This is a genomic window from Bosea vaviloviae, assembly GCF_001741865.1.
Lineage (GTDB): Bacteria > Pseudomonadota > Alphaproteobacteria > Rhizobiales > Beijerinckiaceae > Allobosea > Allobosea vaviloviae.
On the sequence record NZ_CP017147.1, the window covers coordinates 4910390 to 4924234 of the forward strand.

Below are 13845 nucleotides of genomic sequence, written 5' to 3' on the forward strand. Positions count from 1 at the left end.
GCGCATTCCAAACGCGTAGTAGCGCTGAAGTCGATGCAGCATGTCCGGGCCGCCTTCGAGCCGATCGCCGGCAAGGCCATCGTCTGCGACAGCGGCGCGCTGTGCACGCCGGACCTGACCAAACTGCCCTATCGCCACGTGCGCCAGCCGATCTTCCCGCTCGATCGATGATGGTCGGGTCGCTCCCGCATTCCCCGATCTGTTTGGAAACACCGGCTCCATCCTAAACTCGCGTCCTCATCCTTCGAGACGCAGCCTACAGGCTGCTCCTCAGGATGAGGGCTGGAGGCTCCAAACGGGGCGCTGGCATCAGGCGCGTTGCATCTGGCTCGCAAGCCCACCGCAGACGAGATTCACCAACCGCTCGACCTGCTGGTCCAGGTCGCGCTGTGGCACCGCCACAAGCTTCTCCTCGAGCCCGAGCATGACGACGCCGTGGACGGCCGAGAACAGGGTTCGGCTCAGCAGGACAAGATCGGCCTCGCCCGCCTGGGGCTGGAGCCGCTGCAGCGGCGCCAGGATGTAGCGGAACATCGTCATCTGCTCGCTGATCGCCCATTCCGGCACGATGGCGCCTTCCGCCATGCGATGCTCGAACAGGGTCCGCCAGAGCTGCAGGTTCCCGCGCGCGAAGCGGCAGTAAGCCTGCGCGATCGCGACCAGCTGGGCGCTCGCCTCTTCCTTGGAATCCAAGCGGCGGCCTTGCGTTGCCTCGGCCAGGGCGGCGTCGAGCCGTGCAAGCGTTCGAGATCCGACACGCAGCACGAGCTCGTCCATATCCTGGACGAGATTGTAGATCGCCCCCAGCGCGCAGCCGACCTCGCTCGCCAGCTCGCGCGCCTTGAGACCTGCAAGCCCCCTCTCGGCAATGGCGCGCTCAGCCGCCAGCACCAGGGCCTCGCGCTGCCGCTCGCGGCGTTCCGTCGTCTTGACCATGTCTCATTCTGATTTTGAACATTGTTCAAAATATGTCTTGAACGACGTTCATGTTCGTGCCATTCCTACGTTCATGAACAACGTTCATAACGGAGAACCAGCCATGTTCAAGATGTTTGTGACCCTCTTCCGCGGCAGCGTCACTGAGGCGGGCGAAGCCATCGCCGACCGCAACGCGCTGCTGATCCTCGACCAGCAGCTGCGCGATGCAACTGCCGCCTTCGACCGGGCCAAGAAAGCCCTCGCTGTGGCGATCGCCCAGGACCAGCAGGAGAGCGCCCGCCTCGCGGCGACCAAAGGCCGGGTCGTCGATCTGGAGAACCGGGTCGGCGCGGCGCTTCATGCCGGCGACGAGATCCTGGCCCGCGAGGGCGCCGAAGCCATCGCGGCGCTGGAGGCCGATCGCGATGCCGCTGCCGCGGCGCAGGCCCTCTTCGCCACGGAGATCCTGCGGCTGCGGCGCCATCTCGCCCAGGCCCAGACGCGCATCGCCGAGCTCGATCGCGGCCGGCGCCTGGCGCGGGCCTCGGAGGCCGTGCGCGAGATGCGGCGCGGCCGGACGGAAGCCGCCCGGCCCCATGAGGCGACGCTTGGAGTGGCCGAGCAGACGCTGAAGCGGCTGCGCGAGCGCCAGACGCAAGCCGAGGCGGCCGATCTCGCGCTCGATGAGCTCGACGGCGCAGCCACAATCTCGGTCACGGAGAAGCTCGCCGCGCGCGGCTACGGCCCGCGCTTGAAGCCGACCGCCGACGACGTACTGGCCCGTCTGCGCGGCATGGCCACCGCCTGACCATTCACCAATCCCCTGCCAATTCCCTCTCACGCACGGAGATCTTCGATGAACCAGAATTCCCAACCCCATAGCGGCGCCTGGGTCAGCTTCACCTATGCCTCGTTCTTCACCGCCGCCGTCATGGTCGGCACCGGCATCCTGTTCCTGCCGCTCGACTGGTGGGCCAAGGGCTATCTCGGCATGGGCGCGGTCATGCTCGTCCAGTCCTGCGTGACCATGACCAAGACGGTGCGTGACATGCACGAGGCCTCGCGCCTGGTGAACCGCATCGAGGATGCGCGCACCGAGCGCCTGCTGATGGATGTCGGCAAGCCGGCGCTCTGAGCCGCCCGATCGCGCAAAACGCCGGCGCGCCGGTAAGCGCGACTTAACCGAGAAACCGCATCGCCACTCGCGTGAAACGATTGTTTTCCAATGGCGATGCAACCCTCCCTCGAACGCAACGCGAGCAAGCCATGACCGATAGTTTGATGCTGAAGCGGCGCTTCGCGCCGTTGTTCTGGGCGCAGTTCTTCTCCGCCTTCAACGATAATTTCCTCAAGAACGCGCTCGTCTTCATCATCCTCTACAAGCTCGTCGGCTCGCATGGCGAAGCGCTGGTGACGCTCGCCGGCGGCATCTTCATTGCGCCGTTCTTCCTGCTTTCGGGCCTTGGCGGCCAAATGGCCGACCGCTTCGACAAGGCGCTGATTGCGCGCCGCCTGAAGCTCGCCGAGATCGGCGCATCCGGGATCGCGGTTGTAGGCTTCATGCTGCAATCGGTGCCGGTGCTGTTCGTGGCGCTGGCGGCCTTCGGCATCATCGCGGCGCTGTTCGGCCCGATCAAATACGGCATCCTGCCCGATCATCTCAGGCGCGAGGAATTGCCGGCGGCCAACGCGCTGATCGAGGGCGCAACCTTCATCGCGATCCTGCTCGGCACCGTCGCAGGCGGCCTCACCGCGCGGGAGGGCGGCAATGTCGCCTCGCTCAGCGCCCTGATCATGGTCTTCGCGCTCGCGTGCTGGATTGCCACCCTGTTTATCCCCAAGACCGAGGCCGCGGCTCCCGACCTCAAGATCGACGCCAACATCTTCCGCTCGACCGGCGGCCTGCTCAGGGATCTCTGGGCCGATGCCCGGCTCTGGCGCACCGGCGTCATGGTCAGCCTGTTCTGGCTGATCGGCGCGGTGGTGATGTCGCTGCTGCCCTCTCTGGTGAAGAACGGCATGGGCGGCACCGAACTCGTGGTCAGCGTCTATCTCGGTCTCTTCGCCATCGCCATCGCGGTCGGCTCGGGCATCGGCTCCTTCCTGTCGAGCGGGCGGATCGTGCTCCTGCCGGTGCCGGTCGCCTGCCTCGTCATGGGCCTGTTCGCGCTCGATCTCGGCTGGGCGATCTCCGGCGTGGTGGCGCATCAGCCGGCGCGCGATGTCGCCGCCTTCTTCGCGGACGGCCTGGCCTGGCGCGTCGGCATCGACCTTACCGGCCTCGCCATCGCCGGCGGCGTCTTCATCGTGCCGTCCTTTGCGGCGATGCAGGTCTGGGCCCCGGCTGAAAAACGCGCGCGCATCATCGCGGCCGCCAATGTGCTTTCGGCGGCCTTCATGGTCGCGGGCACCGTCGTCGTCGCGCTGCTGCAGGCTGCGGGCTTGAGCCTGTCGCAGCTCTTCCTGATCATCGGCGCGGGCACGCTTGCGGCTGCCGTCTGGATCTTCAGGACGCTGCCGACCAATCCGCTGCGCGATTTCCTGTCGATCCTGCTGCGCGCCTTCTACCGGCTCGAAATCGCCGGCCAGGAGAACATCGCCAAGGCCGGCCCGAATGCGATCATCGCGCTGAACCATGTCAGCTTCCTCGATGCGGCGCTGGCGCTCTCGATCCTCGACAAGGACCCGGTCTTCGCCATCGACCACGGCATCGCCCAGCGCTGGTGGGTCAAGCCCTTCCTGAAGCTGACGCGCGCCATGCCGCTCGACCCGACGCGCCCGCTGGCGACGCGCTCGCTGATCAATGCGGTGAAGGGTGGCGAGAGCCTGATCATCTTCCCGGAAGGCCGCCTCACCGTCACCGGCAGCCTGATGAAGGTCTATGACGGCGCCGCCATGATCGCCGAGAAATCCGGCGCCATGGTCGTGCCTGTCCGCATCGAGGGGCTGGAGGCGACCGTGTTCTCGCGATTGACCCGCGAGCAGGTTCGCCGCCGCTGGTTCCCGAAGGTGCGCGTCACCATCCTGGAGCCGGTCGCGCTCAGCGTCGCCGAGGAGCTCAAGGGCAAGGCGCGCCGCCAGGCCGCGGGCGCTGCGCTCTACCAGATCATGTCGGACCTGATCTTCAAGACCACGGATATCGACCGCAGCGTCTTCGAGGCCGTCGTCGAGGCCGCGAAGGTCCATGGCATGGGCCGAATCGCGGTCGAGGACCCGATCACGGGCTCGCTGACCTATAAGCGCCTGCTGATCGGCGCCGAGGTGCTCGGCCGCAAGCTCGCGCCGCTGGCAAAGCCCGGCGAAGCGCTCGGCGTGATGCTGCCCAATGCCAATGGCGCGGCGGTGACGCTGCTTGGCCTGATCTCGGCGGCCCGCGTGCCGGCGATGATCAACTTCACGGCCGGCGCCACCAATATCGCGGCGGCCTGCAAGGCGGCCGAGATCGGCACGATCGTGACCTCGCGCGCCTTCGTCGAGAAGGGCCGGATGGGGCCGCTGGTCGAGGCACTCAGGGAAACAGTCGCGATCGTCTATCTGGAGGATGTCCGGGCCACGGTATCGACTAGCGACAAGCTCAAGGCCCTGTGGCGCCATGGCCGGCCGATCCTTGCCTCGACGGGGCAGGACCGGGCCGCGATCCTGTTCACCTCCGGCTCGGAAGGCACGCCCAAGGGCGTCGTCCTGTCCCATGCCAACATGCTCGCCAACACGGCCCAGGCCGCGGCGCGGATCGACTTCGGCCGGCGCGACAAGGTCTTCAACGTGCTGCCGGTGTTCCATTCCTTCGGCCTGACGGTCGGCCTCGTGCTGCCGCTGGTCTCGGGCGTGCCGGTCTATCTCTATCCCTCGCCGCTGCATTACCGGCTGGTGCCGGAGCTGGTCTATGGCTCCAACGCCACCATCCTGTTCGGCACCGACACCTTCCTCTCCGGCTATGCCCGGGCGGCCCACCCCTATGATCTGCGCTCGCTGCGCTACATCCTGGCCGGGGCCGAGCCGGTCAAGGAGGCGACGCGCCGGATCTATATGGAGAAGTTCGGCGTCCGCATCCTGGAAGGCTACGGCGTCACCGAAACCGCGCCGGTGCTGGCGATCAACACGCCGATGTTCAACCGCTTCGGCACCGTCGGCCGGATCATGCCGGGCATGGAAGCCAGGCTCGAACAGGTTCCCGGCGTCGATGAGGGCGGGCGCCTGCATGTGCGCGGTCCCAATATCATGCTGGGCTATCTGCGCGCCGAGAATCCCGGCGTGCTGGAGCCGCCGGTCGAGGGCTGGCACGATACCGGCGATATCGTCACCATCGACAAGGACGGCTTCGTCGTGATCAAGGGGCGCGCCAAGCGCTTCGCCAAGATCGCCGGCGAAATGGTCTCGCTCGCCGCGATCGAGACCCTGGCGGCCGAGCTCTGGCCCGATGCGCTCTCGGCCGTGGCGAGCCTGCCCGATGCGCGCAAGGGTGAGCGCCTGGTGCTGGTCACCGCCCAGCGCGATGCGACCAAGGCGGCATTCCAGGCCCATGCCAAGAGCAAGGGCGCCTCCGAATTGATGGTCCCCGCCGAAGTCCTGGTCGTGCCGGCCGTGCCGGTGCTCGGCTCGGGCAAGCTGGACTTCGCCGGGGTCACGCGCCTGGTGCGCGAACGCTCCGCCGCGCTGGCCGCCTGAGGCGATGCTGCGCTTCTGGCTCAAGGCGCTGACGAAGCCGGCGCTCGATCTGACGCTGACCACCCATCCCGGGCTGGTGACGCGGATCATCGAGCGCCCCGGCGCGGTGCTCGACGACGTGGCGCTGGCTGCGCTGGTCGAGCAATTGCGCATCGTCGCGGGCCGGACGCTGGCCCAGGGCGCCCTGAGCTATGGCGTGTTCTCGGGCGAGCGCGAGCGGCTGTCGCAGACGATCATAACGCTGATCACCGAGAAGGAGAGCGGCAAGCCGATCGCCTTCAACGCGCTGGCGCAGATGCGCGTCTCGCTGAACGGAGACCAGCAGGAGGTCACGCATCTGGGCCTCGTCATGGTCGATCCCGATCAGCGCGGGCGCGGCCTCTCGGGTGTGCTCTACGGGCTGACCGTGCTCGTGCTCTTCATCCGGGGCGGCCTGCGCCCGCGCTGGATCTCCAATGTCACGCAGGTGCCCGGCGTCGTCGGCATGGTCTGCCAGACCTTCTCCGAGATCTACCCCTCGCCCGATGCCGGCGCGCGCCAGAGCTTCGCGCATCTCACCCTCGCGCGGCAGATCATGCGCGACCACCGCCATGTCTTCGGCGTCGGCGAGGAGGCCGGCTTCGACGAGGCCCGCTCGGTCATCACCAACGCCTATACCGGCGGTTCCGACGATCTGAAGAAGAGCTTCGCGGCCGCGGCCCAGCACCGCGAGCCGCACTACAACGCTTTCTGCGAGAGCACGCTCGACTATGAGCGCGGCGACGACTTGCTTCAGCTCGGCCGGATCGATCTGCCTGCCGCGCGCCGCTACCTCATCGGCCAGTTGCCGCGCGCGTCGCTGCCGGGGCTGCTGGGGGCCGGGGCCTTCCTGCTGCTGCAGCGGCTCGTGTTGCCCATCCTCTATTGGCTCGATGACGGCCGCCGCTTCGGCCTGCTGCGTCCACGCCCGTCCCGGCAGAGATTATGACCGAGCCTTTCTCCTATGAGAGCTTCACCACCCGCAATCTCGGCTTCGTCTCGGCGCAGGAGCAGGAGCGCTTACGCGGGGCCTGCATCTTCATCTGCGGTGTCGGCGGCATGGGCGGGGCGGCCTTCATGGCGCTGGTGCGGGCCGGCATCGGCCATTTCATCATCGCCGATATCGACCGCTTCGAGACCTCCAACCTGAACCGCCAGGTCTTCGCCCATGCGGGAACGCTGGGCCTTGGCAAGGCGGAAGCCGCAGCCGAGGCGGCGCGCCAGATCAACCCCGAGATCGCAGTCGAGGTCCTGGGCGCGGAGTGGATCGAGCAACTGCCCGCTATTGCCGCGCGCTGCGCCGTGCTGGTCAACGGCATGGACGACATTGCGGCCGGCGTTCAGCTCTACCGTGAGGCGAAGCTTGCCGGTGCGACGGTGATCGACGCCTATATGTCGCCGCTGCCCTCGGTCACCGTGGTGCGCCCCAGCGATCCGCGGCCGGAGGAACGCCTCGGCTTCCCCACGCTCGGCAAGGACTGGCGGGCCATCGACGAGGCCGACCGGCGCGCCGCCATGCTGCGCGAGATCGAGCATGTCATGCTGCATTCGAGCTCGCGCCACCATGTCGATCTCGCTGTTGCCGCCGAGGTCGCCGCCGGGCGGCGCAGCCGCATGTCCTTCGCGCCGATGGTCATCACTACCGGCATGATGATGGCCTATGAGGCGATCGCGCTGGTGCTCGGCAAGCGCAGCGGAACCGATTGCCGCGGCTGGTTCTTCAACCCGCACAAGCCCGCGGTCGAGCGACCCTGGCCGGCGCCGGTCGCTGCGTTGCTGCGCCCCTTCGTGGCGCGCGCGCTCGCCCGCATGATGGGTTCGCCATGACCTCGGTCCTGGTCGCCGATTCCGTCGTCAATCTCTGCGGAGCGCTCGGCCTCGGCGTCGCGATGCTCAGCCTGCGCCGGCGCGACCCGCGCGGCGCGCTGACGCAACGCTTCCAATGGGCGCTCGGGCTCGTCATGGCGCTGTTCGTGCTGCGCGGCCTCGCCTGGTGGTCGGGCAGCATCGGGCTCGAGCGTCTCGCACTGGCCTGCGCCGCCACGGTGCCGCTCGGCGTTCTCGCCGTCACCGAAGGGGCATTGCGCCGCCATGCGCCACGCTTCGTCAAGCTTGTGGTCCTGATCGGCTCCGCCGTGCTGGCGCTTGGAAGCCTGCTCGGCCTCTCCGAGCTGACGCGCCTCTACGATATCGGCCTCGCCGCCCTGCAGATCGCGACCCTGATCATGTGTGGCCTGCTGCTGGCGCGCCGCGACAAGGCCTCGCTGACGAAGGCCGAGAACGCCGGGGTCGACCGCCTCTGGCTCTGCATCGTGCTGGTGCTGCCCTTCCTGTTCACGGATTTCCGCAACCTGATCCCCAACATGCCGGTGCGGCTTGGCGGGCTTGGCGTGCTCGTCATGGTCGGCGTGGTGCTGATCCAGAGCGGCGGCGAACATACGCGACGTCAGGGCTTTGCCCTGCTGGCCTTGCGCTGCGCGACGGCCCTGCTGCTCGCGGCAGTCCTGGCGGTGTCCAATGGGGCGGATGCGCCGGAGACGGTCCGGCTCAGCGCCATCCTGCTCTCCGGCTTTCTCGCGGCCGGCCTGATGGTCGATGCGCTGAGAGGGCTGTTCGAGGCGAACTCGCCGGGAGTGCTGGCCTCCATCGTTCAGTCGCGCGGGCGTGATCGCCCTGCCTTGATCGCCGATCTCGCCGCCCACCCCGTCTTCGAAAGCGCCAGGCATCTGCGCGAACCCGATCTGTCCGCGTTCGATCCCGACATCCTGCGACCGGCCTTGCAGGAGCAGCAGGTGCTGCGCGCCGCCCAGCAACCCTGGGGGCGAGACCAGACCGATCCGGCGACGGAACGGCTTACCGCGCTGATGGCGACCTATTCGGCAAGCCATATGCTCGTCATCGCGACCGAACCGCTCGATCTCCTGCTGCTGACGATCCCGGCCGTTTCGGCCGATCCCGCGACCGAGACCGCGCTTGTCCTGGTTCGCCGCATGCTGGCGACGTCTGCGCAGGGTGCGACCGCATGATCGAGATCTTCAGCAATGACCGCCGCAAGGCCTTCGCGGTCACCGGCCATGTCTACGGGCGCGACAGCCCCTATGTGCCGCCGATGTGGTCGGATTTCGACCGCATGCTCGACCCCGCCCGCAATCCTTTGACCAGGGACGGCCATGGCCGTTTCGAGCTGTTCGTCGCTTTGCGCGACGGCGTGCCGGCCGGGCGCATCATTGCTGCGATCCACGACGCCTCCAATGCACGCCACGGCACGAACCGCGCCCAGTTCGGCTATTTCGATTGCGGCGACGATCCCGAAACCGCAGGCGCGCTGCTGGGCGCGGCCGAGGCCTGGGCACGGCAGCGCGGCATGGCGGAGATATCAGGCAATTTCAACCTGACCGCCATGCAGCAGATCGGCGTGGTCACGGAGGGTTTCGGGCGCGCGCCCTATACCGACATGGTCTGGACGCCGCCGCATCTCGTCACGCTGCTGGAGGCCAACGGTTATGCCCGCACCTTCCCGATGACGACCTTCGAGATCGCGCTCTCCGACATCGACCCGGCGCTGCTCCTCGGCCCCAGGCAGCGCGAGATCCTGGCCGACCCCGACTATCGCTGGATGCCGATCGACCGGCGCCATTTCGAGGCGCGGCTCGAAGAATCGCGCTTGATCCTGAATGACGGCTTCGACGGCAACCCGATGTTCGTGCCGCCCAGCCAGGCGGAATACCGCTTCCAGGCCGGCGACATGATGTGGGTCATCGACAAGCGCATCTCGACCGTCGTCCACCACAAGGGCGAGCCGATCGGCGCGATCATCGCCATCCCCGATCTCAACCCGCTGGTGAAAGCGGTCGGCGGGCGGCTCGGGCCAAGCTTCCCGTTCCGCTTCCTTCGGCATCGCTGGAGCAACCGGCGCGCCGTGATCGTCTATCAGTCGGTCAGCCGCGCCGCCCATAACCGCGGCATCAACGGCGCGATGCTGTACAAGGTCGCGACCGCGCTCAAAGCGGCCGGCTACGCCAGGCTGGGCGGCACCTGGATCGCCGACAGCAACGGGCCGAGCCTGCGCCAGGCCGAGAAGGCCGGCGCCAGGCCGCTGCACCGCCTGCATTTGTTCTCGAAATCGCTGGTGGTTTAGGGGTGGCCATGCTCGATCGCCCAGTGGTGGAAGAGCTGGTGGCGGAGGCCAGGCTTGCGCCGAGCGTCCACAACATCCAGCCGACGCGCTGGCAGCGCGACGGCGAAGCCTTGCTCGTCCTCGCCGACGACACGCGGCAGCTGCCCGCGGCCGATCCCAGCGGCCATGATGTGCGGCTCTCGCATGGCGCCGCGATCGAAGGCATGAGCATCGCGCTTGGTCGCCGCGGCCTGCGGATCGGCCGGATCGAGATCGCAAGCGGGCCGAACCCCGTCGCCCGCCTCGTTGTCGAGGCTGGCGGCGCGCCGGATTCGCTCGCGGCGGCAGTCGCCACCCGCATGAGCTGGCGCGGCGCCTTCCAGCCGCCCGACGACGAGACGCAAGGACGCCTCGAAAGCCTGGACAGCGAGAGGGACGATCTCATCGTCATCTCGCAGCGCGATGCCGTGACGGCGATCGCCGATCTGGGCAATCGTGCGGCCTATCATGCCCTGTGCGATGACGCGCAGCGTCGGGAACTCCTGCACTGGATGCGGCTGAGGCAGGGTGATGCCGGCAATGGTCGCGATGGGCTCGACGCCGAGGCGCTGGCTCTGGGGCGCGTCGAGGCGCTCGGGGCCGCTTGGGTTCTGGGGCCGCTATTCCCGCTGCTGCGTCGCATCGGTTTGGCTGCCCCGCTGACGAGCGATCGCGCCAAGACCGCATCGGGCGTCATCGCGCTGTTTCACCGCCCCGCCGGAGAGGATCCGATCGAGACAGGCCAGGCCTTCTACCGCGCCTGGCTGACGATGGAGCGGCTTCGCCTCGCCGCCTGCCCGGTCTCGGTTCTGGCCGATTGGCCCGAGGCGAACCGGATGCTGGTCGCGCAGCATGGCGTCCCCACGGGACGCCGGCTCGTCAACGTCTTCAGGCTGGGTGTTGCCGCAGGCGCGCCTTCGACGCGGCATGTCCGCTTGCCGGTTCAGGAGCTCATCACCGAGCCTAGCGAGATGAGGTCGTCCGCTGCGCGTTGAGCGCATGGAAGCTATTTGGAAACCTCCTGAGCCCTCATCGTCAGCTTCTGCAGAGCACCAGGAAATTGCGGAGGGCAGCGCCGACGCGCTTGTCCCGTCTGATGGCCAACAATGTCGCAACCTCGCTTATGTCGCGAGGCAAGGCGTGTATCCGAAGGCTGTCGGCATAATGGGACCCCGCGATGACGGCGCGGGGCAGCAATGTGACGCCCATGCCCGCCGCGACGCAGCCCAGCAGCCCGTCGAGCGTGCCGAGTTCCATCCGGTTGAAAGCCGGCAACCCGATCCCGGCCAGCACATGCTCCAATCGCTGGCGATACGAACAGCCGATACGGAACATCAGCGCAGTCAAACCGTCGGAGGCAGAGTGGCGCAGGGCCTCGAGCGTAGCGATGCTCGGGGCGGTCACGAGGACGAGTTCCTCGGTAAAGGCCAGGACGACATCGAGCTCCGGATGGTTGATCGGGCCGGCGACGAAGGCGCCGTCCAGCCTTCGGGCGAGGACCTCGTCGACCAGATGCGCGGTGGGTCCGGTTACAAGCGTGAACTTCACGTCCGGACAATCGCGATGAAATCGCGCGAGCAGCGCCGGCAGGCGCACTGCGGCGGTCGTCTCCATCGATCCGATCTTCAACGCGCCGCGGATCGCACCATCGTCGCGCGCGGCTTCCTTGGCCTCGCGGAGCATGACGATCAGGTTCTCGGCATAGGGCAGCAAGCGCTCCCCGGCTTCCGTGAGCATCATGCCGCGGCTGTGACGCTCGAATAAGGCGAGGCCGATCTCCTCCTCGAGTTTCCTGATGCGCGTCGTCACGTTCGACGCGACCGTATTGAGCTCGATGCCCGCTGCGGTGATGCGCTTGCCCCTGGCGACCTCCAGGAAGGTGCGAAGATCGAGGATGTCCATGGGCGCATTCTGTCAGAGAGAATGAAGCGTTCAGATTAATTCAGTTCTACAGAACACAAAGCGCTTTTACGGTAGGTCGTACCGTATCGGAAAGGGGAATTATGGCGCTCACGACCGTTCGCACCCGACCACCCGATAGTCCGGTCATGCTCGCGCGTATGGCGGCCTGATCAGGCCAGATGGATCGTCCCATGCAGCTCTTCTTCAACCGGACCTCGCCTTACGCTCGCCAGGCGCGCGTCGCGGTCATCGAGCTCGGCCTGGAACAGCAGGTTACCCTGGTCGAGGTCGATCCATGGGCGGAGCCTGCGGAACTCGTGACCGTCGCACCTCTGTCCAAGGTCCCGGCCTTGCTTCTTGTCGACGGTGAGCTGGTCACCGAGAGCGGCACGATCCTGCAGGTTCTGGATAGTTTGACGCCGAATGGCCAGCTGCTGTCGGGCGCTCCGGCCCAGCGGCGCGACGCTCTGGCCCGCGCGGCGCTCTGCCAGGGGCTGATCGATGCGAGCTTCATCACCGTGATCGAGGGCCGCCGGCCCGAGCCGCTGCGCTGGTCCGACTGGGTGATGCGGCAAGAACGGGCGATCGGGCGCGCCCTGTCGTTCATCGACGCGTCGTTCAAGCTGGTTCCGGGGCGTTTCGATGCCGGCGACATCGGCCTTGCCTGCGCACTCGCCTATCTCGACTTTCGCCTCTCCCACATCGCATGGCGCGAGCCGCACCCGCGTCTTGCGCGCTGGCTCGACGACGTCTCAACCCGACCATCCATGATCGCGACACGCCCTGCATGAGCTTCAGTTCCGCAACCCCCTTCGCCAGCCGGCACCTTGCCGACCTCTTCAGCACGCCCGCCATGCGCGCGGTCTTCGACGAGCGGCGGACGCTGCAGGCGATGCTCGACGTCGAGGTGGCGCTGGCGCGGGTCCAGGCGCGTGCAGGCCTGATTCCGGCCGAGGCGGCCGACGCCATCGCAAAGGCGGCCGATGCCGGTGCACTCGATCTTGACGAATTGGCCGCAGGCACGCTTCGGGCGGGCCTGCCCATCGTCAATCTGGTCGAACAATTCATCCGGCTCACGGGACCGGCCTATGGCGAGTTCGTCCATTGGGGCGCGACCAGCCAGGACATCATGGACACGGCTCTCATCTTGCAGATCCGCGATGCTCTGGCGCTGGTCGAGCAGGATCTCGACCAGCTCGCGCAGGCCTTGGCCGAACTCGCACGCCGAGAGCGGAACACAGTCATGGTCGGGCGTACCAAGCTCCAGCACGCGCTGCCGATCACCTTCGGCTTCAAGGCCGCCATCTGGCTTTCCGGTCTGATGCGTCATCGCCAGCGCCTGGGCGAACTCAAGCCTCGCCTGCTGCAGGTGCAGTTCGCAGGAGCCGTCGGCACCCATGCCGCGCTTGGCGCCGATGGCCCGAGGATCTGCCAGGCCCTGGCTGAAGAACTGGCGCTGGCCCGGCCGCTGATCGCCTGGCACGCAGTGCGTGACACGCTGGCGGAAGCCATGACCTTCCTCGGCCTGCTGTCGACCAGCCTCAGCAAGATCGCTGGAGACATCGCGCTGATGGCGCAGACCGAGGTCGGCGAGGCGCTCGAGCCGGGCGGTCCGGGCCAGGGCGCCTCCAGCACGATGCCGCACAAGCGCAACCCGATCACCTGTGAAAGGATTTTGAGCAGCGGGCTCGCATTGCGCCGTCTCGTGAGCGCCTTCCTGGATGCCTCCATCCACGACCATGAGCGCGCGACCGGTCCGTGGCAGGCCGAATGGCTGCTGCTGCCGGAAGCCTTCCTGCTGATCTCGGGCTCGCTGAAGGCCTGCCTGACCCTCTGCTCCGGTCTCAGGCTCCAGCCCGACGCCATGCGAGCCAATCTTGACCGGACGCAGGGTCTGATCGCCGCCGAACAGGTGATGATGACGCTGGCGCCGCATATGGGCCGGCACCACGCTCACGACGTCGTCGGCAATGCCTGTCGCAGCGCAGTCTCCTCGCGCTCCTCACTGGCCGAGGCGCTGGCGCGCGACCCTGCCGTCACGAGCGTCCTGTCCCCCGAGCAGATTGAAGTCGCCGCCGATCCGGGGCGCTACACCGGCCAGGCTGGCGAAGAAGTCGACCGTGTCCTCCTCGCCTGGTCGCACGCATCTCACAGTTGATTTCGCCGAGCTCTCGCCATCGTTTCAA

The 13845-nt window shown here is 67.4% G+C and carries 13 protein-coding genes; 11 read left to right on the plus strand and 2 right to left on the minus strand.

Annotation, left to right across the window (positions count from 1 at the left end; genetic code table 11):
• Positions 1-33: 33 nt before the first annotated feature.
• A complete protein-coding gene (locus tag BHK69_RS33235) occupies positions 34-171 on the plus strand; it encodes a hypothetical protein (RefSeq protein ID WP_244548286.1) in 138 nt (45 codons plus the stop codon).
• Between the two features lie 138 nt (positions 172-309).
• Here BHK69_RS33235 and BHK69_RS22500 read toward each other — a convergent pair whose 3' ends face one another.
• Entirely contained in the window at positions 310-936 is a 627-nt protein-coding gene (locus BHK69_RS22500; protein WP_069692038.1) for a TetR/AcrR family transcriptional regulator, read from the minus strand.
• A gap of 103 nt (positions 937-1039) precedes the next feature.
• Between BHK69_RS22500 and BHK69_RS22505 the strand changes: the two genes are divergently transcribed.
• From BHK69_RS22505 to BHK69_RS22540, 8 genes are all read left to right on the plus strand, one after another.
• The gene (locus BHK69_RS22505) at positions 1040-1726 is read left to right on the plus strand and encodes a PspA/IM30 family protein (protein ID WP_069692039.1); all 687 of its coding nucleotides are present in this window, start codon (positions 1040-1042) and stop codon (positions 1724-1726) included.
• 48 nt (positions 1727-1774) lie between these two features.
• Positions 1775-2053 (plus strand): YiaA/YiaB family inner membrane protein, encoded by a 279-nt coding sequence (locus tag BHK69_RS22510; protein ID WP_069692040.1) that lies wholly within the window; start codon positions 1775-1777, stop codon positions 2051-2053.
• A 131-nt stretch (positions 2054-2184) separates the two neighbouring features.
• A complete protein-coding gene (locus tag BHK69_RS22515) occupies positions 2185-5583 on the plus strand; it encodes an acyl-[ACP]--phospholipid O-acyltransferase (RefSeq protein WP_069692041.1) in 3399 nt (1132 codons plus the stop codon).
• Between the two features lie 4 nt (positions 5584-5587).
• The gene (locus BHK69_RS22520) at positions 5588-6550 is read left to right on the plus strand and encodes a hypothetical protein (protein WP_069692042.1); all 963 of its coding nucleotides are present in this window, start codon (positions 5588-5590) and stop codon (positions 6548-6550) included.
• Positions 6547-7428, plus strand: a complete 882-nt coding sequence (locus BHK69_RS22525; RefSeq protein WP_069692043.1) for a ThiF family adenylyltransferase — start codon at positions 6547-6549, stop codon at positions 7426-7428. The genes BHK69_RS22520 and BHK69_RS22525 overlap by 4 nt, the downstream gene beginning before the upstream one ends.
• Positions 7425-8627 carry a hypothetical protein gene (locus tag BHK69_RS22530; RefSeq protein ID WP_069692044.1) on the plus strand — a complete coding sequence of 401 codons (1203 nt, stop codon included), beginning with the start codon at positions 7425-7427 and terminating at the stop codon, positions 8625-8627. Before BHK69_RS22525 ends, BHK69_RS22530 begins: the two co-directional genes overlap by 4 nt.
• Positions 8624-9739: a GNAT family N-acetyltransferase gene (locus BHK69_RS22535; protein ID WP_069692045.1), complete on the plus strand. Its 1116-nt coding sequence runs from the start codon at positions 8624-8626 to the stop codon at positions 9737-9739. Before BHK69_RS22530 ends, BHK69_RS22535 begins: the two co-directional genes overlap by 4 nt.
• An 8-nt stretch (positions 9740-9747) precedes the next feature.
• Positions 9748-10752, plus strand: coding sequence for a nitroreductase family protein (locus BHK69_RS22540; protein WP_083269621.1), 1005 nt, complete (start codon positions 9748-9750; stop codon positions 10750-10752).
• A gap of 40 nt (positions 10753-10792) precedes the next feature.
• Here the strand turns inward: BHK69_RS22540 and BHK69_RS22545 are convergent, their stop codons facing one another.
• Positions 10793-11659, minus strand: coding sequence for a LysR substrate-binding domain-containing protein (locus BHK69_RS22545; protein ID WP_069692047.1), 867 nt, complete (start codon positions 11657-11659; stop codon positions 10793-10795).
• A gap of 191 nt (positions 11660-11850) precedes the next feature.
• Between BHK69_RS22545 and BHK69_RS22550 the strand changes: the two genes are divergently transcribed.
• Positions 11851-12450 (plus strand): glutathione S-transferase family protein, encoded by a 600-nt coding sequence (locus BHK69_RS22550; RefSeq protein ID WP_069692048.1) that lies wholly within the window; start codon positions 11851-11853, stop codon positions 12448-12450.
• Positions 12447-13817, plus strand: coding sequence for a 3-carboxy-cis,cis-muconate cycloisomerase (gene pcaB, locus BHK69_RS22555; protein WP_069692049.1), 1371 nt, complete (start codon positions 12447-12449; stop codon positions 13815-13817). The genes BHK69_RS22550 and pcaB overlap by 4 nt, the downstream gene beginning before the upstream one ends.
• The last annotated feature ends 28 nt before the right edge of the window (positions 13818-13845 follow it).